Raw genomic sequence first — 22,758 nt, forward strand, 5'->3', positions numbered from 1 at the left:
GGCGGGTTGGTACGCCAGCTCGTAGGCGCTGTCACCTCAACAGGTGCTGGTGGCTTCGGCGGGCGTCAATTGGGGCCTGCAGGGTCGGCTGAAAAGCCACGAGTGGAAGCACTCTGAAACGATATTGGGGATCAAATGAAGTCTAGGTCATTATCTTCCTTGCTGGCTGCCGCGACGGTATCTATATCTATTCTGGGTCCAACTAATGTTGTCCTTGCTAAGGACGCGCTTGAACCACCATCCCATTCATCGGCCACAACGGAGCTTCCAAGCAATCCATTGTCCGCGCTCCAGACTTTGACGGCAGGTTCATCCTCAGCCTCAACTGACGTGCTCTCTGATGTCGCGAGTGTTCCGACGAATGACGTCGGTGCCCATGCAATTGATGCGACAGTCAACGACATCCGCGTCGTCATTCCGACTGATCCGGTCGAACCGGTATCGGTTGAGTCTGCCACTGGGACCAGCATCAAAGTTTCATTGCCCTTCGCCGGTGAAGCGGCCAGTGCGAAGGAAGTTCTGAGCGGAGTCGTTGCTTACGACAATGACAATGGGTCTACAACTGTGCCTGTGGTGAAGAACGATGGTTCGGTTCAGATCATGACAGTCATCAATAACTCCGAAGCGCCGTCCGCTTACACCTACCGCATTGGGCTACCCCCAGGTTCATCACTGGCCAGCGAGAGCGACGGGAGCGTTTCAGTTCTCGCCCCTGATGGATCCCGCATCGGAGCCTTCGCGCCAGCATGGGCTAAGGACGCCCACGGCGCGGATGTGAGCACACACTACGAGGTTACGGGTACGACTCTGGTACAGGTTGTTGATCACTCCTCGGCCAATATCGCCTACCCCGTTACAGCTGACCCCTACTTGGGCATAGACCTCATTTCCTCGGCCTACTGGTCCGGTCGCACTTTCGTTGTGACACCCACGTGGTGGGCGCGTGCTAACGGAAACAGCCCGCTTATGCACCAAGCTCTTCTTTCCGAGTTTTGCAGCAAGTACGGCAGTGCGTGCAACACTCAGATGTGGTGGCAACTTGCCTGCCACGCTCAGTTCGCACCGTTCAAGGCGACCTGGAATCTTGACTCATGGCTGTGGCGGGACTCCTATTACGCGTACATCGCGAACTTGTGTAATTAGATGATCCGTAAAGTTACATTAGGGGACGTGAGATGACATTGAATTCTCCATCACACCGCAAGAGACCGATTGTTCCGGTAGCAATAATTGCGCTTGGCTGCGCACTATTTATTAGCTGGATAATTGCCATGTATGTCGCGGGAACCATAGTTGACGAACAGAAAATTGACCCCAGTAGAACTCCAATTCCGCTGATCTGGTTCGGTGCTATCGTCGGCCCGCTGATCGCGCTTTACGGATACCGGCTCCTTAGGAAAGTGAAGGGCTAGGGCCCCAGCACTGCATCTGGGCGTGGGTCCAGGAACTTGGCAGCCCTCCGGTAAGCGAGCGTCACGTCACCTGGCGGGCTATCCGGGCGAAGCCGTCCGGGCGAACCGCGATACGCCCGGACGGCTAGCTGTAGTGTCCCGGCAGGTTGGTGACAAGGGGCTGGGAGTAACGCAATAAAGAGGACCTCCGGGTGTTGTGTGGTGCTTGTCGAGAGCAAAAACACAATGTCCAGGAGGTCCTCGTGTCCCACTCTAACGCGATCCTTGCCTCTGCCGGTCGGCTGAAACTGGCCCGGTGCGTGGTGGATGCCCGCTTGCCGTTGCGCCGCGCCGCCGAACGATTCAATGTCTCCGTGCCGACTGCGGCCCGCTGGGCGGGACGTTTCGTCGAATCCGGGGAGGCCGGCATGCTCGATCGTCCCAGCCGACCACTGAGCTGCCCGCACGGCAGTTCTGATCAAGACCGCCAGCAAAGAAGGCCCCACCATGGGCCCACACCACCGTTGGACCATGCCCCAGCGCCCCCGAATCAGAGGCCGCCCGATACCAGCGGAGCCGAACCGGCCCCTCCGGTCCCGCCGCCAACAACGCGTCAAAACCGGCACCGAGAACTCCGCTCAACAACTCCCCCATGGCTTCGACCCTAACCTCCCACCACTCATGATCGCCTTGACTGAAAATTCAGTCAGGATTACAGTTGTCACCATCGCATCGAGTGATGCAGCTCATGAAAGGCTTGCAATGATCAGCACGCGCATTCGCAAAGACGCGGATTCCGCCGGTGCAGCATCCGCGCACAAGGACCGCTTTGGCCGCATCGAGTCGGCCGGCATCGAGTACATTCCCGACGACCAACGCACCTCCCGCCCCCGAAATCTCTTCACTGTGTTCTTCGGCGGCAACTTCGCTTTTTCCGTCATCGTTTTCGGCTGGCTTCCCATCACCTTCGGCCTGGACTTCGTCGGAGCAGCGACGGCCAGCCTCACCGGGCTCATTGTGGGCACAGCCCTCATCGCCCCCATGGCCCTGCTGGGACCACGGACCGGCACCAACAACACAGTTTCAAGCGCCGCGCACTTCGGTACACGCGGACGCTTGATAGGTTCCGGCCTAACCCTGCTGTTTGCCCTCGCCTACGCCGCCATCGCCGTCTGGACTTCCGGCGACGCCCTGGTCGCCGCCGCCGAACGGCTGCTGGGGATACCCATCGACGGCACCACCCTGGCAATCGGCTACGCAGTGATCTCCCTGGAGATCGTCCTCGTGGCCCTCTTCGGCCACGGCACAGTGGTCGCCATGCAAAAATTTGTGGCGCCCGTCGTCGGCATTCTGCTGCTCATCGGCGTCGTCGCTTTTGCTCCGACCTTCAGCCCTACGAACGTGCACGCGGACTACCTCCTGGGCGATTTCTGGCCCACGTGGATCCTGTCCGCCGTCATTTCCGTGGGAGGGCCGTTGTCCTATGCCCCAACGCTGGGCGACTACAGCCGGCGAATCTCCCGCAAGGACCACTCGGACCGTTCCGTCGTCGCCGCAACCTGCCTCGGCGTCTTCCTTGGCCTGTTTGTGACAGCGCTGTTCGGCGCTTTCACGGCGTCGGCCATCCCCGAGCTCGGCGGTTCCTACGTCGCGGACCTGGTGAGGTCAGCCCCGGCCTGGTACCTGTTGCCGATCCTCATTATCGCGTTGGCGGGCGGCCTCGGCCAGGGTGTCCTCAACCTCTACGCCAGCGGCCTGGACCTAGAGGCCCTCTTCCCCCGCCTGCGCCGCATCCACACCACCCTCATCACGTCGGTCATCGCCGTCGGACTGCTCTACCTTGGGGTGTTCGTCTTCAACGCGGTGGACTCCATCACCGCCATGACGCTTGTGCTCAACGGATTCGCCGGGCCGTGGGTGGCCATCAACGTCCTGGGCTTCCTGCTGGTCCGTCGGGGCAAATACCACGCCAAGGACCTCCAAATGTTCCGCGCCAACGGCCCGCGTGGCCGGTACTGGTTCAGCAACGGCTGGAATCTGCGGGCCGTCATCCCGTGGGCCATCGGATCAGTGTTCGGCCTGCTGGCAACCGACACGTCCCTCTACACCGGGCCGCTCTCGCAGCTCGCCGGGGGCATCGACCTCAGCTTCATCGGGTCCACGCTGATAGGCGGCGCCGGCTACCTGATCGCCGAGTGGATTTGGCCGGAAACTGTCCTCAACACCGAGTCCGCACAGGCAGGAGGTGAGCACGTATTACTGTCAAACCATGAGTGAAAAATTAGTCAGGATCCTCAACGCCGCCACCACGTGCATCGCCCGGAGCGGCGTGCGGGGAATGCGGGTCAACGATGTTGCTGCAGAGGCCGGAGTTTCACCGGGCCTGCTGTACTACCACTTCACTGACCGGGCCGGCCTGCTTGCCGCAACGCTGGAACACATCAACAAGCAGGTCAGCAAGGACGACCCCTCCTCCCCCAACACCGTGGATCCTTCCCGCCACGTCCGGCACCTCCTCCTTGACGAAATCAAGGACGACGCCAACGTCCGCAGGAATTCGGTGGCCTGGAACGAACTCAGGGCCTGCACCATCTTCGAACAGGAACTGGCAGAGCCGTTGTCCCGGACCACTACGGAGTGGAACCGGGAGATCGCACAGGCTCTCGCCGCTGCCAACGAAGGCACCAGCGAGGAAGAAGCCGCAGTGACCGCGGAGATCCTCACCAGCCTGGTCGAGGGCATCTCCGGCCGCTGGCTCAACGGATTCATCACCACAGAGCACGCCCGGTCACTGCTGACCACCGCAATTGACTCACTCACCGCAGCACGCCCCGCGAGCCCCCAGGAAACCGCAACACAGGGGCTGGGCAAATGAACTTCCCACACATCAAACGACGCGATTCCGCCGGAATCGAACCATCATGCAAGGACCCCTAGGGTCCCGTTAGGACGCACCACCATGGACATCATCGTCAACACCGAACCGCCCGTATCCTTCGCCAGGAGCCAGGAAACCACCCGCAAGCCGCTCCGCGTCGCCCTGGTCCAGCACCACTGGCGGGAAGACCCCGCCGAACTCACCTCGGTGCTCACCCAGGCGATCGGCCAAGCGTCCGACGCCGGTGCTGCCGCCGTCTTCCTGCCGGAACTCACCCTCTCGAAATACCCGGCAAACGTCCGAGCCGACAAGAACCCCGGCCGCAATGCCGAAGACCTGCTCACCGGCCCCACCTTCGAGTTCGCCGCCAACGCGGCCCGCACCCATGGCGTCACCGTCCACGCATCCCTCTACGAGCGTGCGGACGCCAGCGATGGCCTGGGGTTCAACACGGCCATCCTCATCTCACCCCAGGGCGAACTGCTGGCACGGACCCGTAAGACCCACATCCCGGTCAGCGCGGGCTACTACGAGGACACCTATTTCCGGGCCGGTCCTGCCGAAGATGCCTACCCGGTGTACCGTCCAGCGGAACTGGACCATGCCGCCGTCGGACTTCCTACCTGCTGGGACGAATGGTTCCCGGAGGTCGCGCGGCTGTATTCACTCGGCGGCGCTGAGATCCTGGTCTACCCCACGGCGATCGGATCGGAGCCCACCTTCCCTGAGTTCGACCACCAGCCGCTGTGGCAGCACGTCATCACCGGCCACGGCATCACGAACGGTACGTTCATGGTGGTCCCCAACCGGACCGGCGACGAAGGCGACATCACCTTCTACGGCTCCTCGTTCATCTCCGATCCCTACGGCCGCGTCCTGGTCCAGGCACCGCGGGACCGGGAAGCCGTTTTGGTGGCCGACCTCGACCTGGACCAGCGCAAGGACTGGCTGGATCTGTTCCCGTTCCTGACCACCCGTCGTCCCGACACGTACGCCGAACTCACCCGTGATGTCGACTTCGAGCACCCGCACGGCGCCACGTCCGCCGCTCAGACCGTGGGCCGGTCATGAATTGGATGATGCCGAGCGAGACGGCCCGCCAGGAACGGGTCTGGATGGCATTCCCGCCGGAGCGTTCTTCGATAGGAAATACTGCCGAGGAAACCCATGAGGCCCGCACCGCCTGGGCCGCCGTGGCTCACGCCGTGCTGGAATTCGAGCCCGTCACCATGGTTGTTGACCCGCCGGATGTGGAGATCGCGCGGACCTACCTCTCGCCGGAGATCGACCTGGTCCCAGCGCCCCTTGACGATGCGTGGATGCGGGACATCGGGCCTACGTTCGTGATCGGCGACGACGGCAGGCTGGGCGGGGTGGACTGGGTCTTCAACGGGTGGGGCCAGCAGGACTGGGCCAGTTGGGACAAGGACTCCAAGGTCGGCCAGGCGGTCGTGCGCCAGGCCGGAGCCGAGTTGGTTGAGAGCCCGTTGGTCAACGAGGGCGGCGGGATCCAGGTGGACGGCCTGGGAACGGTGTTGGTTACCGAGACCGTGCAGCTCGACAAGTTCCGGAATCCTGAGCTGAGCAAGGCCGACGTCGAAGCCGAGCTGGCCCGAACCATCGGCGCTACCCATGTCATTTGGTTGCCGCGTGGATTGACCCGGGACGCGCAGGACCTGGGAACGCGCGGGCATGTGGACATCGTCGCTGCCATCCCGTCACCCGGCGTCCTGCTGGTCCACTCCCAACGCAACCCGGCCCATCCGGACTTCCAGGTCACGGCGGACATCATCGCGATGCTCGACCGGACCCGGGACGCGCAGGGACGTGCGTGGGACATCGTGGAAGTACCCGCCCCTGAGACGCTGCGCGACGAGCTCGATTGGGTGGACTACAGCTACATCAACCATCTTGTGGTCAACGGTGGCGTGATCGCCTGCAGCTTCGATGACCCCGCCGACGCCGAAGCCCGGCGGATCCTCGAGCAGGCCTATCCGGGACGCAAAGTAGTCACCGTGGACGCCCGCCCCATCTTCGCCCGGGGCGGCGGTATCCACTGCATCACGCAGCATCAACCGGCCATCTGATCTAGTCGCGGCAGCCCGCCGTCGTGCATTAAACGCACGACGGCGGGCTGCTGGCGTTAGCGGACCGCTTGTCATTTCGGAAATTTCCGACATATCATCTTCACGTGCCCTCCGACGTCTTCGGCGCCCTCGCGAACCCTTCGCGGCGGAGCATCCTCGACACCCTCCTCGCCGGTCCCCTGACCGCGGGCGAACTGACGGGTCGACTGGAGCTCAGCCGCTCATCGGCGTCGGAACACCTGACCGTCCTCAAAGAGGCGGGGCTGATCCGCGAGGAACGGCAAGGCCGGCACAGGATCTACCACCTCCAGCCGCAAGGACTGCGTGAAGTCAGTGGCTGGCTGCAGCACTACGAGCGTTACTGGAACCAGCGGCTCGATGCCCTGGCCGATCTGCTGGACGACGAATCTACTGAAGGAAAACACCCATGACTGAAAACGCCATCCGCCTCGAGCGCACCTTCCCCCACCCCAAAGAATCAGTGTGGGCCGCGCTTACGACGCCAGAGCTCCTGGCCCGTTGGTGGGCGCCCGGGGACATCGCGCCCGTCGTGGGGCACCGCTTCACCATGGACATGGGCGCCTGGGGCCAGCAGCAGTGCGAAGTCACCGCCGTCGAGCCCGGCGAATCGATCACTTTCGTCTTCGCCGAAGGCACCTTGGATACGACCATCACCTGGACGCTGGAAACGGTCGACGCCGGGACGACACTTCACTTCGAACACGCCGGCTTCAACCTGGACTCGCCCATGGGACGGCAGGCCATCGAGGGCATGGGCAACGGCTGGCCGGGCCTGCTGGGGCGGATCGAGCAGGTGCTGGTGAGTGTGGGCTGATTGCGGGGGCGGCGGTTCCCTGCGACTGGCTCATATGTGCGGGCGCCGTTACGGCACCTAGGCCTCGGTGTTACATTGCAGGGAAACAGCATGTTCAAGGGGGAACGGCATGGAAGCTTTGCAGTGGATACCAGCGATCCTGGCGGGAGCCGCCGCACTCTTTGTGACGGGATCGATCGTTTGGGGGTTATTCGACGTTCTTGGTGACAAGCGCCTTGACCAAGCAACGCGAACTGTATGGGCGCTACTGATCTTCGCCCTGCCGCTCTTTGGCATCCTGGCATGGCTTTACACCAAACCCCGGATCGCCGGCGGCAGTGACCACGTCCGCCTGAAAAAAACCCTTTAGGGGCGCTTACCCGCCGGGCGCCTGGCCCCCGCAAATGCCGCGACCCGCCGTCGTATGCTTCCCGGCGAGCCAACCGTCAGCCGCCCGCGATCTCCCGCAGCGTCTGCAAGTGCGCTGCCCACACCTCACGCCCGGAGGCAGTGAGGCTGGCCGAGGTCCGCGGCATCTTGCCCGCGAAGCTCTTCTTGATCTTCACGTACCCGGCCTTCTCCAGGATGGCCAGCTGCTTGCTCAAGACCGAATCGCTCACCTGGATGGCATCGCGGATGTCCTTGAAGTCCATCGACTCCGCCCCCGCCAAGGCGGCCATGATGGAGAAGCGGACGGGTGAGTGAACGAGTTCGTTGAGCTTGTGGCGCGGGTGCTCCGCCGGGGTCGTCATGCGCGCAGCTCACGGAAGGCCGCGGCCAGGCCGATGCCGGCCAGGGCAATCGCCGCAGGTATGTAGAACCAGAGATTGCCGTCGCGGAAGAAGGACGCTCCCACGACGAGCAGCACCACGTAAAGGGCAAAGTACGCCAGCAGGGACGTGAGGAAGCGCTTGCTGAACCCGGCTTTGGTAGAGCGCTGGAACATGGGCCAGACGCAGGCCGTCACGGCGGCCCAGGCGCCCACGGAGCAAGCCAGCAATGCGGCGCCATAGCCGGTAACCAGCACAATGTGCATGCCGATCATGAGCAAGGAACCCAGGATCGCGAGGCTGGTAAAGGTCACCGCGACCGGCCAAGCGGCGGCATTGGTGGACGTGGCGCTGATGGCCTCCGCCCGGGCCAGGAGTTCGCGGGCTTCCGCAGCGGATGGGCCGCTGATGTTTTCTGTCATTGTTCCCCCAAGAAGTTGGTCTGGTGCATTGAGCCTAAGAAAGCACTTTCCACATTGTCAAGTACTTTCCATGAGCCCTGCAGTTGCCCGTCGCCGTCACGAACCCGGTAAATTTGATTCCACGAGTTTGACCCTCGGTGAGCAACACCACTCGCGCGCCTCACGAAAGCAGGATCATATGACCGTCTCACCCCTCATCTGGGGCATCACCATCGTCGTCATTCTGGCGCTTTTGGCCTTTGACTACTTCTTCCACATCCGCAAAGCCCACGTCCCATCGCTCAAAGAAGCAGCCATCTGGTCCTCCATTTACGTGGGGCTGGCCGTCATCTTCGGCATCCTGGTACTGGTCTTCGGCGGAGCCCAGATGGGCTCCGAGTACTTCGCCGGATACATCACGGAGAAAGCACTCTCGGTCGACAACCTCTTCGTGTTCCTGATCATCATGGCGAGCTTCAGGGTGCCGCGCGAGGATCAGCAGAAGGTCCTCCTGTTCGGCATCGTGTTCTCGCTGATCGCCCGCACCGGCTTCATTTTCCTGGGCGCTGCGCTGATCAACTCGTTCGCCTGGGTGTTCTACATCTTCGGCCTCATCCTGCTGCTCACGGCCGGCAACCTGCTCAAGCCCGGCGACCACGGCGACGATCAAGCCAACAACTTCATCATCCGCCTGGCCAAGAAGTTCTTCCACACCACAGATAAGTACGACGGCGACAAGCTCTTCACCATGGTCAACGGCAAGCGTGCCCTGACTCCCATGCTGCTGGTCATGGTGGCAATTGGCGGCACCGACATTCTGTTCGCGCTCGACTCCATCCCCGCCATCTTCGGCCTCACGCAGAATGTGTTCATCGTCTTTACGGCCACGGCATTCTCACTGATGGGCCTGCGCCAGCTCTACTTCCTGATCGACGGCCTGCTGGACCGCCTCATCTACCTCTCCTACGGGCTTGCAGCCATCCTCGCGTTCATCGGCGTCAAGCTGATCCTGCACGCCCTTCACGAGAACAACCTGCCGTTCATCAACGACGGCGAGCACGTCAACGTCATCGAAATCACCACCGGCTTCTCGTTGTCGGTGATCGTCGGAACGCTGATCATCACCGTTGCACTCTCGCTCCTGAGCCCGGCGGGCAAGGCCCAGACCGCGATCAACAACGCCCGCCGGCACGCGGTGGACTACCTGGACCTGGACTACACCGCCGACGCCAACGAGCGCGAACGCATCTACCGCGCCCTGACGGCCGAGGAAGCACAGATCGTGCAGATGCCCCTCAAGTACAGGAACAAGGCCAAGGACGTGGACAAGATCCGCGAGCAAGTGGCCGAGGCACACCGCCAACACGAGGAATTCCTCAACCGCTAGGCGTTAGGAACCGGACGGGACCTTGGCTCACAGCCAGGGTCCCGTTTCGTTGCTCCCGCTACGTAGCGGGCTTCCGCCACATCACCGCGAGGGCCAACACCACGGCACTGAGCCCCAGCATCACCAGCACCATGAAACCCCAGTTGGCCTGGTTCACGCCCGAGCCGTAGAGCACACCGATCAGGACAGTCGCGGTGATGGCCCCGAGGTACCGGCAGGTCTGGAAGATACCGGCTGCCACTCCCCTCTCCTCCGGCCGCGCGGACACGTAGAGGCCTTGGTTGGAGGCCGTGCTGACCATCCCATACGGGACGCCCATCACCGCGGTGAGCACGAAGACCACCGGCGCCCACAGAGTCGCAGTCAGGAACCCCAGTGCTCCCGCCGCCATGGTTAGTATCAACACCCCGGTGATCAGCACCGAACGGACGCCGAACCGCTCAATGAACCGCACCGTCAGCGGCGTCACCACAACCGACAACGCCGCAAGGGGCAGCATCAGCAGCCCTACTACACCGGCGTCGTAATGGCCTGCTTCCTGCAGCAACTGCGGAAGTCCGAAGAACGCGAAGTAATACACGCCGCTGAAGACGACGAAGAGCAGGTAGACCAGCAGCAGCGGCCGGTTCCGACCCAACAGGCGCAGGTCAAGGAACGGGGGCCGGAACCTCAACTCGCGCCAGGCAAAGAGCGCGCCAATCACCGTAGCGGCACCCAGCAGGTACCAGCGGTATCCCGGCAGTACGTTGAGCAGGGCCATCATGGCGAGCATGAGCGAGGTGACGAAGGCAAGGATGCCGGGGATGTCGGAGTCGCGGATGAGAGTTCCCAAGGAACCTGTTTCACGGCCAGAATCTGCAGGAGCGATCTGACGGACAACGAAGAGCGCGAGCAAGGCGATAGGCACATTGATCGCGAACAGGGCCTGCCACCCCACCAAACTCACCAACAGACCGCCCACCACGGGACCGACGGCGGCCGCGGACGTGTTCGCCATCTGGATCCGGCCCAGTGGCCGGGTGGACGGCAGGTTCGCCAGCTGGCTCAGTTCGGTGACCATTACGACGGCGGACGGGTAGGCGGTTGCGGTGCCCACCGCCATGAGGGCGCGGGCCACACAGACCAGGGCGAAGTTGGGCAGGAACGGGGCGATTGCGCACGTGACCGCCACCAAGGCCATGCCGAACATGAAGAGCCGCCGGGGACCGAAGCGGTCGGCCAGCCTGCCCATAAGGGGCTGGCCCGCAGCCGATGCCAGGTAGAACGAGGTAATCACCCAGGTCACCGTCGCGACGTCGAGCGCAAAGTGCTCCCGTAGGACCACCAAAGCCACAGCGATCATGGACGAGTTCAGCGGATTCAGCGCCGTTCCAAGGCTCAGCGCAGCAATGGCGAGCCCGGGACGGGGTTTGTTGGCGGTCACCCAACCCAGTCTGCTCTATGGTTGCCTCGGGTTACCAAACGGGTTCGGTGGGCGGACTTTTCCATGTGCAGGTGACACGAGACAGTTCTGAGGACCCTACTGCCAATTGGCACGATTTCCGGCGACGGCTCACGCTGCATGCTGTCATCGCATTCTCGATCAGGACGCCAACCGGAGTTTTTCGCGAAGGCCAGCAAGCCACGCACTCTTCGATAACGCAAGACCACAACTGCTGTGCAGTTGTGCCACTAATACATCCTCATCCACGCCGTGCTTCAGTGAGCCGGCGACTTGACGAAGTGCTACAACGGCACCTGCCACCACGTCCTTACCGCGAGGCCCGAGCTCGTCAGTTTGTCCCTCTTCAATGGCCGAGACGAGCGCGCTGACTGTTGCGGCCGAGCCCGAGGCCTGAACGAGCGCAACACAGTAATTATTAATCTTCAAGGTCAGCTCTCGTTTAACTATTTTGCTGGCGAGATCGACGCCATCAAAGGGCAGGCCCCAATTCTCACGAGAGTTCCTGTAACGGAGGAGCGTCACCGGCCGAACGAGTTCCTCTAGACGGGAAACTAATGCCGCAGCACCGCCCAGAGACTTCAACTTGTCGCTCGAACCAAGATGCTCCAAAACGTGCGTTAAAACACCCATTTCAATTAGCATTGCCTCAAGGTCCCGCAATAAATAGGGATGATGACAGATTTCTATGTCGGTGAACTCATTCGGGTCGTCAAAGTCCTTATCGGTCACGCAAATAAAATTATCAAAGCCCCATTCCTTCAAGGAGCGCGCACAATTCACTGCATTCGTCTTGCCATCGACAGGGAAGAAGGCGACAGCATCAAGGTGTGGCCTGAGCACCCGCACATCACTCGGACCTTCAACAATAACGATGGCTTGATTACTCGCCTGACGATGTTGTCGAATGCGATCAGCAGGTCGATCAAAATGCCGAATCGATTGCGCTTCAAGCACTTTACTCAAGGAGGTCATCCATTTCGTCCTCGGTGGTACGCTCCTCATCCACTGTGGATAGTTCATCACGAGTAGAGGGAAACCTTAGTTCCTCAGTCAAGCTCCACTGGCCATTAATAATTGAAGTGGAATGAGTTGCCAAAATAATTTGCAAATCAGCCAACTGTGCGACACGACTTATATCATCAAGGAATGCATGTTTCCAGCCCGCATGTAATGATATTTCTGGTTCATCAATCAGAACAAGCGAGCCAGGCTTGGCCGAGAACAGCAATAGAGTAAAAAGCGCGACCAAATGTTGTTCACCTGAGGATAGGCTGGAGACTCGCACGCGGCGCTTTGCAAACGTAGTAAACATTAGCCCGCCTTGAGGGGACATCGATGTCTTTTTACCTGAATTGTACAGTTTGGTATCCAAGATCTCCCGCAATAGCCTAATCTTGTCATTTAACGGGAGTAGAGGATCCAGACGGCGCTCCCAGTCATCGAGAAAGACATTCAGGATTGTACGTACGGTGGATGTCGTTTTCTTTGGAAATTCCATTGGTGCCTGACCAACAGCTAGAGCATTCCGAGCCAAATTTTCATACCGGTCGACAATCATGTCATACCGCACATGAAGGGCGTCCTCATCTACTTCCTGGTGAGCGGCAGCAATGGCACGGCCTGCAAAACTTAAGTCCGCACGTTGCGTCTCCCGAATAGAATTCCTGCGCGCATCAGTCACTTCGTTGCGGATTTGATTGGTGTACTCATTGATCCGGGTTGCTCCAGCGAAGGATCCAGTCTCGCTTAGGCGCTCTGAATTTGCGACACTCAACCCTGCAGGGACGGCCGCGTCAAGCCGCTTAGTGTCGATGAGGATTGGCTTATTTGGCATGAATAGCTCAAGGATCTCGGGGGTATGTCTGAAGCGCTCAGAGTTCTGGTCACTGAGCTGTACACCAAATCGTTTTTCAATAAATTCGCTTGAGACGGTACGGTCCATCCGCGCGTCGTACCATCTATCATTACCTAATTGTTTTATATAGGCCGGAAGCTCACGCTGCACATCTGGCAAATCATCTTCAGTGAAAATCGCCTTATCACCCCCATTCTTGCCTGTGGTAAGAGACTCGAAGAGAAGACTAATGCTCGCCTTGTCATCTTGGAAACGCTCGATGTTAAGCCCACGGCCGTCGCTGAAATCAACCTGGAATCTTGAGAAAGGTATCGACAGCAAGCTTCGCACGTCCGGCCCCAGGGCTGCCCGAAGCAACATAAGCAAGTGCGTTTTGCCAGCCCCATTCGGCGCCGTCAGGATTGTTGGTGTGGAAGTGCGGATCACCGTGTCGTGATCTACGTATCCAAAAAGCTTCTCAACTCTGACCCGAACTACTCTTCTCATTCCCAGACCCCACTCGCCTCTTGTCCAACAGCAACGATATATCAGTATTGTCCAATGCACGCTCGTTATTCGAGTTCACTGGACAAGTCCCCAAGGCACCCCACAACGCACCTGTTTACTGACCTAACAGCTCCGCAACGCCGTCAGCACGTATTGGACGGAGCGCTGCGTCGGTGATCACTCCTCGAAGTGCGTAGTGATCTTCCCCGAGGAAACGGCGGCGATGATGGACTTGGCCAAGTGCCGCAGCTTGATGTTCCGGTTGCTGGAAGCAGTCCGGAGGATGGTGAACGCCTCGTCCTGGCTGCAATGGTTCTGGGCCATGATCGCGCCGACTGCCAGGTCAATCACCGTACGCGACTGCATTGCCGCTGCCATGTCGTTTCGGGCGTCGCTGAGTTGGGCGATTTTCAGGGCGAGCCGGAGGGACTTGGATGCGTGCAGGGCAAAGACCTCGGCGCGCTCCACGTCCGTATCACTGAAAGCCTTGACCTTCTCTGAGTAGAGGTTCAGGGCAGCGCGGGTGTCGCCTTCGACCATCAGCGGCACACTGAGGATGGAGCGCAGGCCCTGGTCCGAGGCAGCCCGAACATATTCGGGCCAGCGGTGCTCGCTCAGAAGGTCCTCAACCAGCACAGGCGCGAGTTTGTCCATGGCCGTAAGACAGGGACCGTCAAAAGTGCTCTGGAGTTGATCCATGACGCGTGCACGCTCGTCGCTGCTGGCAGCGGTAGCCGACTTCTTGCGGCGTAATACGGTGATGCCGCTGAAGACGGGGCTCTCCGGGTGGGAGAGACTCTCGGCGGAGAAAGCTGCGAGATCGCTGAGAAATGCCTCAACGTCTTCGCTGCCCAGAACCAGATCCAAAAAGTATCCGTTCTGGAGAGCTTCCTGCTCGGGGAGGGGGTTGACCATGCACGTTCCTACTGACTGAAAAGCGTCCCCAGCAGACAGCAAAGGAGCGAAAAGGGCCGCCCTCTGCAAAACGGTCTGGCAATACCTTATCGCCCAACGATCACCGGTACAAAGTGCATCCCAAGACGAGCTGACCTGCGGCAACGTCCCCAGCAACATCCCGTTTTGTCAACCCCGGCAACGTTTACAGGGGACAGAATAAGTAAGTAGGCTTACTATGCAAGCGCGGCCCACCAAACCGCGGCCCAACAATGAACCATTCATGCAAAGGAGTCATCAGATGGGCGTAGAAGACAGCATCCGCAAGGCCACTGAAAATGCCATGGAAGATCTGGCAGGCACCTCCGATCCCGTGGAAAAGGACAATGTCCCGGAACCCGGGGAGAAGGACGACGACGTTCAGGTCCACTCGTCCATCAGCGAAGGATCCAACGCCATGGACTCGGAAACGCCGGAGGAACAAGCCGATGAGCGTTCTTTCGCCGTGGACGGCCACGGCGAGACTCATGAAGAGCACGTTCACCACGATCAAGGCGTGACAGACAGCGACATCAACCAGGACCGCGAAGGCGATCGGGACGTACCTTCTGCCTCGGGCGATGTCCCCGGCCCGGCAGGCTTGCCTGAAGGTGATCCGGATTCCCTCCGGGCAGACCCCTCAGAAGGCGGCGAGGACCCGTCCACGTCCATGGGCCGGGGCTGACGGTCGCCGGAAGCAGCGGGCCAATGGTCGGGAGCGCCTCTCTGTAGGCTGTGGGGGTGCTCCCCCATCCGACCGCCCGATTGCGCTTCCGCGAGATGACGCTCCCTGATCTCGATGCGATGAGCGCTTTGCTCGGAGATCCCGAGGTGATGACGTATTACCCGGCGCCGAAGTCCCGCGACGAAGCAGCGGCCTGGATCGCCTGGAACCAGGCGAACTATGCCCGCCACGGATACGGGTTGTGGCTCGTCGAGACGCACGACGGCGAATTCGTGGGCGACTGCGGGCTAACGTGGCAGAACGTCAATGGCCGGTCGGAGCTGGAGGTCGGTTATCACGTGCGCCTGGAGCTTCAGGGTCGCGGATATGCCACGGAAGCGGCTTTGGCCTGCCTGGAGTACGCCCGGGATGTGGTGGGGGCGGGTCGCCTGGTAGCCATTATTCACCCAGACAACATGGCTTCGCGGCGCGTAGCAGAGCATCTGGGGATGCGGCACCTGGAGGATGACGTTGCAGGTCCCTCGGTGCGGACAGTGATGGGCGTGGAGTTAGGTTCGTCCATCTAGCGCACCTGTTACGCCAACCGGGCGTCCGTGTCCGGGTCTCTCCGTTCGTCCAGCATCCCCGCGATTTTGCCTTCCAATGCGGCAACCGTCGCCTCCGGCAGGACGATCAAACCATCGAGTTCCTTCCGGGCCCGCTTGTACGCCGTTTGACGTTCGGCCGGGGTGGCGGCGGTGTCCTCGGCGATGCGCAGCAACTTCCGTGCCGTCGCCAGCCGTTGCCGCTCGGGGCCTGAGAAGTTCCCGTCCTTGATACGCCGGGCTTCCCGCTCGGCAACGTCGAATGCCAGTTCGTAGCTGTGGATTGCCGCGCGGTACTCGGCGAGCCGGGCCGGCGTCGAAATTTCTTCCGGCACTCCTGGGCGCAAGCCGTCGGCTTCCTTCTTGGCGCGCAGGAAAGCGACGGTCAGTGGCTCACGAACGTCTGTCATGAGAGGGAAATCGATGAGGTTCCCGACGTCGAGCTCGTAGTCCAGCCATCTGTGATTCACGGAATCGTGCGCGGCCATCAGGGAAACCACCTCAGCCTGGTTCGCTTCCTCGTGCACGGCCAACTGGTTTCGCAGCTTCAACAGTTCCACCTTGCGACGGTGCCGCTCTTCGCTAGCCTTCGACCATGACCTGGCCCAGCCGCCAGCCATACCGCCGATGGGAAAGATGAGCCACCAGTAACTGCCAAGGAAGTCGAAGAGGGGTTCCACTGCTCCATCCTCCCACCGCCGCTGACTACCCCTCAACAGTCCCATTTCAAGGAGCGCCACCCGCCAGCGGCCTAACGGCATTGTGCAACGCAGAAGCATTAGATTTTCTTGCCCTAACACCTATAAAACATTAGTTCCACTTGCTGGGTCGGTATGCTCCTTCCAACCCTCAACACCCTATGGAAGGACACACCTTGCCGACTACGAATGGCCACAACGACGTGGCATCCACCCCGGGCCCGAATGTCGTGGTGGCAGGATCCACGAGCGCCGCCGGCCAGGCGGTTGTCGCCGCGCTTCTCGCTGCAGGCGCCCGCGTTGCCGCCGTCGACGTCGACGCCGCCCGCCTGGAAGAGCTCGCCCGGAACCACGACGGCGTCCTCCCCTACACGTGCAACCTGGCGAACCTTGAGTCGGTGGAGAAGCTGGCGGCCGCAGTTCGAAGCGACCTGGGACCAGTGGACGGACTCATCCACCTGGTAGGCGGTTGGCGCGGAGGCGACGGAATCACGGGTCAGAAGGATGACGATTGGGACGTCCTGCACACCAGCATCATGACCACGCTCCGGAACACCTCCCGCGTCTTCTACCCGGATTTGGAGGCATCACCGCGCGGTCGCTTGGCTATTGTTTCCGCCACGGCCGCGGCGAACCCGACCGCTGGTGGTGCGAGCTACTCGGCCATCAAGGCCGCCTCTGAAGCATGGGTCCTCGGCGTCGCGGACGGCTTCAGCTCGGCACAATCCGGCCACAAGACTGAGCCCAAGGAACAGACCTCGGCTGCGGTGGTTTTCGTTGTGAAAGCCCTCTTGGACGACGCCATGAAGGAGGCCGCCCCGCACCGCAAGTTCCCCGGCTACACGCACGTCACCGAACTGGCCGAACACATCGCCGCGCTCTTCGACGCCCCGGCTTCCCACCTGAACGGTACCCGTCAGCACCTTGCCTAAGTCCCGGCGTCGTACCCTGTCGCTAGCATGTCCGTATGGACCAGCGACTGCACTTCATCACGTTCGCCACGCCTGATCTCGACCGGGCCCGAGCCTTTTACAAGGACGGGCTCGGTTGGGAGCCGCTCATGGACGTGACCGGCGAAATCCTCTTCTTCCAGGTTGCGCCGGGTTTGATGCTTGGCCTGTTCGACGCCGAAAAGTTCGACCAGGATCTGGCCAGCGGCACGCAAACCGTTGGTGTCAGCGGCGTGACACTCTCGCACAACGTCGGCAATGCAGCGGAGGTTTCCAGCACTATCGAGGCACTTGTGGCTGCCGGCGCCACGCTGGTCAAACCCGCACAGGCAGGCGCTTTCGGCGGCATCTTCCATGGGCACGTCAAGGATCCCAATGGCATCGTCTGGGAGATCGCGCACAACCCCGGCTGGCGGATCGACCAGGACGGTACGGTGGTTTTCGCATGAGCGCTTCCACGCAGGACGTCGCGCACGAGGACATCCGGACGCAATTCGAGGCGTTTCTGGATGAGCACCGCCGGGCCTTGGAAGCAAGTTTGGACGGACTCACCGAAGAACAAGCACGACGACGGCTGGTCGCGTCGCGCACGACGCTTCTGGGCCTGGTGAAGCACGCGACTTTCGTGGAAAAGGTGTGGTTCGACGAAGCCATCACCTGCAGGTCTCGGGCCGAGATTGGCATTCCGGCCACTCCCGACGAATCGTTCATCCTCGACGAAGATGACACCGTCGCCAGCATCCAAGCGGCTTACTCGGCAGCCTGCGAAGCTTCGCGGAAAGCCACGTCGGGTCTCGGGCTGGACGATCTTCTCCACGGCAACCGCCGCGGACCCCTGCCCCTCCGCTGGGTGTACCTGCACATGCTGCGTGAACTGGCCCAGCATTGCGGGCACGCGGATATCTTGCGGGAACAGATCACATCGGTTTAGGCACAAGCCCGTCGCCGCGTGGCGCCGCACCGAAATCGTGGGAAGCCTGCGAACACCCCCGCAAAGAACCAGCGATCTCGCTGCATTCCAGCGATCTGTCGGAACTCCGCGGAGCCTCCTCGCGGAGCAACCCACCAAAATCCGTTGACACGTGACCAAAAAGTCACCTATTCTGAAGCCATGGACGCCGTCTTCAAGGCTCTGGCAGACCCCACTCGCAGGGAACTCCTGGATGAGTTGTTCCGTGAGGACGGCCAGTCCGCCACAGCCCTCGGAGCCAGGTTCGAGATGACCCGTTTCGGCATCGCAAAGCACCTCAAGCTGCTGGAAGATGCAGGACTGGTGGTGGTCCGGCGTCGTGGGCGTGAAAAGCTGCACTTCCTGAACCCGGTCCCCATCCGACTCATCCACGACCGTTGGGTGAGCAAGTACGCAGAACCATGGGCCGCTGCCCTCAGCGACCTCAAATCCAGATTGGAAAGTCCCATGGAAAAGATCTTCGAAATTTACATCAAGACCACGCCGGAACTGCTCTGGGAAGCCATCACCAACAGCGAGATCCGGAGCAAGTACCAGTTCGGCAACACGTTGACCTCCGACTGGACGCCGGGCAGCCGCTTCGAAATGCGCAACCCCAAAGCTGACGCGCCGCTGGGCGAGGGCGAGAACATCGAGGTCGATCCGCCACGCCGGCTGGTACAGACCATGACCGCTTTGTGGGGCGAGGACGTGAAGGCCGAAGGGACGTCCCGGATCACATGGGAGATCGAGCCGGTGGGAGATTCCTGCCATCTCACAGTGACCCACGACCAACTCCGCGAAGGTGCCAACGACCAGCTCTACGGCGGCTGGCCCATGATCTTGTCCGGCTTGAAGACCTGGCTCGAAACCGGCGAGCAGCTCACCACTCCCGGCTCGCTCATGTACGCCTAACCCAAGTAGGGGACAGATAACGTCGCTCCCGAGTGCCAGAGCAACGTTATCTGTCCCCTACTTGGGTGGGGGAGAGTTAGGCGACCGGCGCGGACATCTGGTCTTCGCTCAGCCACGCCGCCTGCATGGTTCCCAGCAAGTGCGGCGCGAATTCTTCCCCGATCGACAGCACTACCCGGCACCGCGCGCCACGCTGGTCCGGGAAGCCGACGTACTGACCACGGAGGTCGCAGACCGTCTGGCCGCGGCCCGGCCCATCAGTGGTGTCCACCTTTACTCTGACCTTCGGAGCAACATCCAGCTCCACTCCCCTGACGGCAATGGCTGCGGCAAGGGGGTCGTGCATAGCAGAGCACGCCCGGCCAAAGATATCCACGTAGAAGCCGAAGTAGTAGCCCAACATGTCACCCAGCGCCTGGGAAACAGGGTGCTCGTTTGCCAGCAGTTCCTGCCGGTGATTCTCTTCCAGGACATTGGTCATGGTGACATCCAGCGGTACCAGAGTGATGTCCCAGTCGGCAGCGAGGACCTCTGCCGCGGCCTCGGGATCATTGGCGATATTGGCCTCTGCCACGGGTGTGATGTTCCCGGGCGCCAGCGCCGCCCCGCCCATGATGGTCACCTCGGCAATGAGTTCCGGCAACTTCGGTTCCAGCCGCAATGCCTGGGCGATGTTGGTCAGCGGACCGATCGCCACCAGCCGCAGCTCCCCGGCGTGCCGATGTGCCAGCTGGACAAGGAGCTCCGCGGCTGTGGCTTCCACAGGCTCACGGTCGGACGGAGCCAGGTCAACACCGCCGATCCCGTTGTCGCCGTGGACATGCGGGGCACCGCCATGGAAAGTGCCCACCTGGGGATCGTGCGCGCCCACTGCAACCGGGATGTCCGGATGGCCGGCCAGCTTCAGCAGGTCCAGGGTGTTCCGGGCACCGCCGGCCGCGCTGACGTTGCCGCTCACGGTGCCGATGCCCACGAGTTCGGCCCTCGGCGAGGCCAGGAGGTAGGCAAGGGCAAGGGCGTCGTCGATGCCGGTATCGCAGTCGAGGAAGAAGGGGGCAGGCTTGGTCATGGTCTCTCGTTTCAGGTGGAGCGGTGGTGAGGGTAAGGGTGGGTGCGCGCGAAACCGGCGGACCGGCGTCGTGCTTTAGATCTTTTCGCCCTTCGGCGCGGCGATGAACAGGCTCACGATGAACGCGACGGCGGTGATGGACACCGAGATCCAGAGGGCCGCGGAGTACCCGGCTGCGGTGCCCTGCCCGGCGAACGGTGCAACGACCACGACGCCGAGACTCGCCCCGATACCGAAGGAGGCACCGTTGATTCCCGGTAGTGCGGCGGGTGCTTCCTTGGGCGAGAGCAGCACGGACAGTCCATTAATGGCGGTGAGGAAGAAGCCATTGTAGAAGATGCCCAGCGCGGCAATGGCGATGAGTACCGCGATCTGGTTGTTGGCGAACAAAGCCGCGACCATGGCACAGGCAAGGCTGCTGGCAGTGCCGACCCGGACGGTCTTGATCCAGCCGCGGCGGTCGGCGATCCAACCGGCCAGCGGAGCGGCGAACACGCCGATCAGCGCGGCAGGGGTGAGGAACAGCAGCGCCGCCACCGAGGCCGGCAGGCCGAAGCCGTTCACCTTGTCCTGGCTGAGCAGCACCACGGTGAAGTTGATGATGGCGAAGATTCCGGCGAGGGTCAGCACGGTGGTCGCGATGACCGGCCACACCTGGCGCGAACGGAGGTGGTGCACGGCTACCAAGGGAGTGTCGCGCTTCTTTTCGATGAGCCAGAAAGCAGTGAAGGACGCGATGCTGCCGGCGAGCAGACCGAGGGCGGACGGCGAGGTCCAGCCAGCGGAGGACCCTGTGGACACAAAGTAGGTAATGAAGACCAGGAACACGGAGAGCGAACCCGCTCCCCACCAGTCCATGCGGCCCGGAGCGACCGCCGACTTACCGCCCGGAACCACTTTGATGACGCAGACGACGGCGATCGCGGCCAGTACCAGCACGGCGACGAAGATCGACTGGAAACCCAAGGTCTCGGCCATGAGTCCGCCGAAGTAGCCATCCACGCCGCCAACGCCTCCGTTGATGGCGGCGATGATGCCGATGGATGTACCGAAGAGCCGCGCCGGAAGGTACTCATTCAGCACAATGTAGGACAGCGCGAAGATGGCACTGGAGACACCCTGCATGAAGCGGCCGGTGACCAGCAGTGGCAGCGTGGGGGCGAAGATGCAGAGCACTGTTCCGGATCCCATGATCACCAACACCAGGAGCAGCGCATTGCGGCGCCCGATGAAGTCGCTCCAACGGCCAATCACGGGCCCGGAAATGGCGCCGGCCAGGAAGAACATCGACTGCACCTGCGCGACGGCTTCGGGGGTCTCGCCAAAGAAAGAGCCGATGTGCGGAAGGGCGGGCGTAATCATGCTGGCGTTGAGCTGGAATGCCAGCACAGCCAGCACCAGCGTCGAGATGAGCATGGCTGCGGCCTTGCCGTGGATCCGGCCTTCATCCGTAGTGGTGTTGGGGTTTTCCGACGATGGGGCCAGCGGATCGACCGTCTGCTGGCCTGTGGCGTTGGGGATGTTCACATCAAACTCCTTTGTCCGAGGGCGCGGGGCGGCGCCGCGAGATGTGAGTTGTTATACAAGCATGTATTACGAGCTTGTGCAACCTGTCACACTCTTCGGGTACAGTGTCGGTAACCCATTCCAAGTGAGGCACCCTTGACCGACAACGCCGTCCAGTTCCTGTCCCGACCCATCGCAACCCAGCCGGGTCAACCCCTCCGCGTCGCCGCGTACTCCCGCATTGCCGAAGCCATCAGGACCAAGATCCTGCCACCGGGTTCGCTGCTCCCCACGGAGACTGAACTCGGCACCATGATGGACGTCAGCCGCACCGTGATCCGGGAAGCGCTGATGCTGCTGGAAGAAGACGGCCTAACCCGGGCACGCCGGGGCGTTGGCAGGTTCGTTGCCGACTCGCTCCCCCGCATTGGCATTGAACACATCCGCCCCTTCGACCAGCTCCTCGGTGGTCCCAACCAGGACATCCAGGTCAAACGCGTCGCCGCCATCAAGCAACCGGCCTCCGAATTCGTAGCTCCGGGCATTGGCGTGGAACCCGATCAGGACGTGTGGTTCTGGGAAAGCGTGCTCATTCGCGACGGCGAACCCGTGGCACACCTGCAGGAAAACGTCGCCCAGGACATCCCCGAGGCGTCAGCCCTTCAAGAAGCCGCCGAAGCACCCACCCTTTCGGCAGCTACGCTCCTTGAAGTTCTCAGCGGACTGCCGGGCTCGCCCTTGGGCCCGGGTGAGTGCGAAATCAGCCTCAGCACCGCTGGCCCCAGCCGCGCCAAGCTGCTCGGGTTGCGTCCGTCCGATCCCGTTCTGGTCCTCACCCAGTACGTCCGGCGGAAGGGCTCACCGTTCTACCTGGCTAAGTGCCTCGTTGCCGCCAAGGCAGGGCACCTCTCCGTCATCCAGTCCTCCTGAAGCTCACGCCCAGCTGACCCACCACA

25 protein-coding genes and 1 pseudogene are annotated in these 22,758 nt (G+C 61.6%); 17 read left to right on the forward strand and 9 right to left on the reverse strand.

Features of this window, described 5'->3' with window-relative positions; translation table 11 throughout:
* The first annotated feature begins 330 nt into the window (after positions 1 to 330).
* The 9 genes and pseudogenes from FDP28_RS15490 to FDP28_RS15530 all read left to right on the forward strand — a co-directional run bounded on the left by FDP28_RS15490 (position 331) and on the right by FDP28_RS15530 (position 7,540).
* Positions 331 to 1,143: a DUF2599 domain-containing protein gene (locus tag FDP28_RS15490; protein WP_186313655.1), complete on the forward strand. Its 813-nt coding sequence runs from the start codon at positions 331 to 333 to the stop codon at positions 1,141 to 1,143.
* Between the two features lie 511 nt (positions 1,144 to 1,654).
* Positions 1,655 to 1,858, forward strand: a pseudogene (locus FDP28_RS20985) (helix-turn-helix domain-containing protein); the annotation flags it as partial.
* 295 nt (positions 1,859 to 2,153) lie between these two features.
* Positions 2,154 to 3,668 carry a purine-cytosine permease family protein gene (locus tag FDP28_RS15500; RefSeq protein WP_144662437.1) on the forward strand — a complete coding sequence of 505 codons (1,515 nt, stop codon included), beginning with the start codon at positions 2,154 to 2,156 and terminating at the stop codon, positions 3,666 to 3,668.
* Positions 3,661 to 4,266 carry a TetR/AcrR family transcriptional regulator gene (locus tag FDP28_RS15505; protein ID WP_144662438.1) on the forward strand — a complete coding sequence of 202 codons (606 nt, stop codon included), beginning with the start codon at positions 3,661 to 3,663 and terminating at the stop codon, positions 4,264 to 4,266. Before FDP28_RS15500 ends, FDP28_RS15505 begins: the two co-directional genes overlap by 8 nt.
* 84 nt (positions 4,267 to 4,350) lie before the next feature.
* Positions 4,351 to 5,340 carry a nitrilase-related carbon-nitrogen hydrolase gene (locus FDP28_RS15510; protein ID WP_144662439.1) on the forward strand — a complete coding sequence of 330 codons (990 nt, stop codon included), beginning with the start codon at positions 4,351 to 4,353 and terminating at the stop codon, positions 5,338 to 5,340.
* A gap of 8 nt (positions 5,341 to 5,348) precedes the next feature.
* Entirely contained in the window at positions 5,349 to 6,356 is a 1,008-nt protein-coding gene (locus FDP28_RS15515; RefSeq protein WP_222120648.1) for an agmatine deiminase family protein, read from the forward strand.
* Between the two features lie 104 nt (positions 6,357 to 6,460).
* Positions 6,461 to 6,787 (forward strand): ArsR/SmtB family transcription factor, encoded by a 327-nt coding sequence (locus tag FDP28_RS15520; protein ID WP_144662441.1) that lies wholly within the window; start codon positions 6,461 to 6,463, stop codon positions 6,785 to 6,787.
* The gene (locus tag FDP28_RS15525) at positions 6,784 to 7,191 is read left to right on the forward strand and encodes an SRPBCC family protein (protein WP_110505829.1); all 408 of its coding nucleotides are present in this window, start codon (positions 6,784 to 6,786) and stop codon (positions 7,189 to 7,191) included. Before FDP28_RS15520 ends, FDP28_RS15525 begins: the two co-directional genes overlap by 4 nt.
* Positions 7,192 to 7,300: 109 nt before the next feature.
* Positions 7,301 to 7,540, forward strand: coding sequence for a PLDc N-terminal domain-containing protein (locus tag FDP28_RS15530; protein WP_144662442.1), 240 nt, complete (start codon positions 7,301 to 7,303; stop codon positions 7,538 to 7,540).
* 76 nt (positions 7,541 to 7,616) lie between these two features.
* Here FDP28_RS15530 and FDP28_RS15535 read toward each other — a convergent pair whose 3' ends face one another.
* A complete protein-coding gene (locus FDP28_RS15535) occupies positions 7,617 to 7,922 on the reverse strand; it encodes a winged helix-turn-helix domain-containing protein (protein ID WP_144662443.1) in 306 nt (101 codons plus the stop codon).
* Positions 7,919 to 8,362: a hypothetical protein gene (locus FDP28_RS15540; protein ID WP_144662444.1), complete on the reverse strand. Its 444-nt coding sequence runs from the start codon at positions 8,360 to 8,362 to the stop codon at positions 7,919 to 7,921. The genes FDP28_RS15535 and FDP28_RS15540 overlap by 4 nt, the downstream gene beginning before the upstream one ends.
* A 178-nt stretch (positions 8,363 to 8,540) precedes the next feature.
* Here FDP28_RS15540 and FDP28_RS15545 point away from each other — a divergent pair, with 178 nt between their 5' ends.
* Entirely contained in the window at positions 8,541 to 9,728 is a 1,188-nt protein-coding gene (locus FDP28_RS15545; RefSeq protein ID WP_144662445.1) for a TerC/Alx family metal homeostasis membrane protein, read from the forward strand.
* 58 nt (positions 9,729 to 9,786) lie between these two features.
* On the opposite strand, the gene FDP28_RS15550 is transcribed toward FDP28_RS15545, so the two are convergent.
* The 4 genes from FDP28_RS15550 to FDP28_RS15565 form a co-directional block, all read right to left on the reverse strand.
* The gene (locus tag FDP28_RS15550) at positions 9,787 to 11,151 is read right to left on the reverse strand and encodes an MFS transporter (protein WP_144662446.1); all 1,365 of its coding nucleotides are present in this window, start codon (positions 11,149 to 11,151) and stop codon (positions 9,787 to 9,789) included.
* Positions 11,152 to 11,310: 159 nt separating this feature from the next.
* Positions 11,311 to 12,144, reverse strand: a complete 834-nt coding sequence (locus FDP28_RS15555) for a hypothetical protein (RefSeq protein ID WP_144662447.1) — start codon at positions 12,142 to 12,144, stop codon at positions 11,311 to 11,313.
* Positions 12,128 to 13,513, reverse strand: coding sequence for an AAA family ATPase (locus tag FDP28_RS20685; protein WP_222120649.1), 1,386 nt, complete (start codon positions 13,511 to 13,513; stop codon positions 12,128 to 12,130). Before FDP28_RS20685 ends, FDP28_RS15555 begins: the two co-directional genes overlap by 17 nt.
* Before the next feature lie 177 nt (positions 13,514 to 13,690).
* Positions 13,691 to 14,428 carry an ANTAR domain-containing response regulator gene (locus tag FDP28_RS15565; RefSeq protein WP_144662448.1) on the reverse strand — a complete coding sequence of 246 codons (738 nt, stop codon included), beginning with the start codon at positions 14,426 to 14,428 and terminating at the stop codon, positions 13,691 to 13,693.
* 280 nt (positions 14,429 to 14,708) lie between these two features.
* Between FDP28_RS15565 and FDP28_RS20845 the strand changes: the two genes are divergently transcribed.
* The gene (locus tag FDP28_RS20845; RefSeq protein ID WP_260842495.1) at positions 14,709 to 15,131 is read left to right on the forward strand and encodes a hypothetical protein; all 423 of its coding nucleotides are present in this window, start codon (positions 14,709 to 14,711) and stop codon (positions 15,129 to 15,131) included.
* 56 nt (positions 15,132 to 15,187) lie between these two features.
* Positions 15,188 to 15,697: a GNAT family N-acetyltransferase gene (locus FDP28_RS15575; RefSeq protein WP_144662449.1), complete on the forward strand. Its 510-nt coding sequence runs from the start codon at positions 15,188 to 15,190 to the stop codon at positions 15,695 to 15,697.
* 8 nt (positions 15,698 to 15,705) lie between these two features.
* Here FDP28_RS15575 and FDP28_RS15580 read toward each other — a convergent pair whose 3' ends face one another.
* Positions 15,706 to 16,395, reverse strand: coding sequence for a hypothetical protein (locus FDP28_RS15580; RefSeq protein WP_144662450.1), 690 nt, complete (start codon positions 16,393 to 16,395; stop codon positions 15,706 to 15,708).
* Positions 16,396 to 16,535: 140 nt separating this feature from the next.
* On the opposite strand from FDP28_RS15580, the gene FDP28_RS15585 reads away from it, so the two are divergent.
* From FDP28_RS15585 to FDP28_RS15600, 4 genes are all read left to right on the forward strand, one after another.
* A complete protein-coding gene (locus FDP28_RS15585; protein WP_144662451.1) occupies positions 16,536 to 17,345 on the forward strand; it encodes an SDR family oxidoreductase in 810 nt (269 codons plus the stop codon).
* 35 nt (positions 17,346 to 17,380) lie between these two features.
* Positions 17,381 to 17,812, forward strand: coding sequence for a VOC family protein (locus FDP28_RS15590; RefSeq protein ID WP_144662452.1), 432 nt, complete (start codon positions 17,381 to 17,383; stop codon positions 17,810 to 17,812).
* Positions 17,809 to 18,294, forward strand: coding sequence for a DinB family protein (locus FDP28_RS15595; RefSeq protein WP_144662453.1), 486 nt, complete (start codon positions 17,809 to 17,811; stop codon positions 18,292 to 18,294). Before FDP28_RS15590 ends, FDP28_RS15595 begins: the two co-directional genes overlap by 4 nt.
* A gap of 180 nt (positions 18,295 to 18,474) precedes the next feature.
* Complete coding sequence (locus FDP28_RS15600) at positions 18,475 to 19,227, forward strand: ArsR/SmtB family transcription factor (RefSeq protein WP_144662454.1); 753 nt, start codon at positions 18,475 to 18,477, stop codon at positions 19,225 to 19,227.
* A gap of 76 nt (positions 19,228 to 19,303) precedes the next feature.
* Here the strand turns inward: FDP28_RS15600 and FDP28_RS15605 are convergent, their stop codons facing one another.
* Together FDP28_RS15605 and FDP28_RS15610 are read right to left on the reverse strand one after the other, a co-directional pair.
* Positions 19,304 to 20,296, reverse strand: coding sequence for a nucleoside hydrolase (locus FDP28_RS15605; RefSeq protein ID WP_144662455.1), 993 nt, complete (start codon positions 20,294 to 20,296; stop codon positions 19,304 to 19,306).
* Between the two features lie 75 nt (positions 20,297 to 20,371).
* Positions 20,372 to 21,823 carry an MFS transporter gene (locus tag FDP28_RS15610; protein ID WP_144662456.1) on the reverse strand — a complete coding sequence of 484 codons (1,452 nt, stop codon included), beginning with the start codon at positions 21,821 to 21,823 and terminating at the stop codon, positions 20,372 to 20,374.
* Positions 21,824 to 21,958: 135 nt separating this feature from the next.
* On the opposite strand from FDP28_RS15610, the gene FDP28_RS15615 reads away from it, so the two are divergent.
* Positions 21,959 to 22,732: a GntR family transcriptional regulator gene (locus FDP28_RS15615; RefSeq protein ID WP_144662457.1), complete on the forward strand. Its 774-nt coding sequence runs from the start codon at positions 21,959 to 21,961 to the stop codon at positions 22,730 to 22,732.
* Positions 22,733 to 22,758: the final 26 nt, after the last annotated feature.

The organism is Paenarthrobacter nicotinovorans (assembly GCF_007670255.1).
GTDB classification, from domain to species: Bacteria; Actinomycetota; Actinomycetes; order Actinomycetales; family Micrococcaceae; genus Arthrobacter; species Arthrobacter nicotinovorans_B.

Excerpts from the sequence above, each read along its gene's own strand:
- FDP28_RS15500 (WP_144662437.1), top strand. The coding sequence starts at position 2,154 with ATGATCAGCACGCGCATTCGCAAAGACGCGGATTCCGCCGGTGCAGCA.
- FDP28_RS15505 (WP_144662438.1), top strand. The coding sequence starts at position 3,661 with ATGAGTGAAAAATTAGTCAGGATCCTCAACGCCGCCACCACGTGCATC.
- FDP28_RS15510 (WP_144662439.1), top strand. The coding sequence starts at position 4,351 with ATGGACATCATCGTCAACACCGAACCGCCCGTATCCTTCGCCAGGAGC.
- FDP28_RS15515 (WP_222120648.1), top strand. The coding sequence starts at position 5,349 with ATGCCGAGCGAGACGGCCCGCCAGGAACGGGTCTGGATGGCATTCCCG.
- FDP28_RS15525 (WP_110505829.1), top strand. The coding sequence starts at position 6,784 with ATGACTGAAAACGCCATCCGCCTCGAGCGCACCTTCCCCCACCCCAAA.
- FDP28_RS15530 (WP_144662442.1), top strand. The coding sequence starts at position 7,301 with ATGGAAGCTTTGCAGTGGATACCAGCGATCCTGGCGGGAGCCGCCGCA.
- FDP28_RS15535 (WP_144662443.1), bottom strand. The coding sequence starts at position 7,922 with ATGACGACCCCGGCGGAGCACCCGCGCCACAAGCTCAACGAACTCGTT.
- FDP28_RS15540 (WP_144662444.1), bottom strand. The coding sequence starts at position 8,362 with ATGACAGAAAACATCAGCGGCCCATCCGCTGCGGAAGCCCGCGAACTC.
- FDP28_RS15545 (WP_144662445.1), top strand. The coding sequence starts at position 8,541 with ATGACCGTCTCACCCCTCATCTGGGGCATCACCATCGTCGTCATTCTG.
- FDP28_RS15555 (WP_144662447.1), bottom strand. The coding sequence starts at position 12,144 with ATGACCTCCTTGAGTAAAGTGCTTGAAGCGCAATCGATTCGGCATTTT.
- FDP28_RS20685 (WP_222120649.1), bottom strand. The coding sequence starts at position 13,513 with ATGAGAAGAGTAGTTCGGGTCAGAGTTGAGAAGCTTTTTGGATACGTA.
- FDP28_RS15565 (WP_144662448.1), bottom strand. The coding sequence starts at position 14,428 with ATGGTCAACCCCCTCCCCGAGCAGGAAGCTCTCCAGAACGGATACTTT.
- FDP28_RS20845 (WP_260842495.1), top strand. The coding sequence starts at position 14,709 with ATGGGCGTAGAAGACAGCATCCGCAAGGCCACTGAAAATGCCATGGAA.
- FDP28_RS15590 (WP_144662452.1), top strand. The coding sequence starts at position 17,381 with ATGGACCAGCGACTGCACTTCATCACGTTCGCCACGCCTGATCTCGAC.
- FDP28_RS15595 (WP_144662453.1), top strand. The coding sequence starts at position 17,809 with ATGAGCGCTTCCACGCAGGACGTCGCGCACGAGGACATCCGGACGCAA.
- FDP28_RS15600 (WP_144662454.1), top strand. The coding sequence starts at position 18,475 with ATGGACGCCGTCTTCAAGGCTCTGGCAGACCCCACTCGCAGGGAACTC.
- FDP28_RS15605 (WP_144662455.1), bottom strand. The coding sequence starts at position 20,296 with ATGACCAAGCCTGCCCCCTTCTTCCTCGACTGCGATACCGGCATCGAC.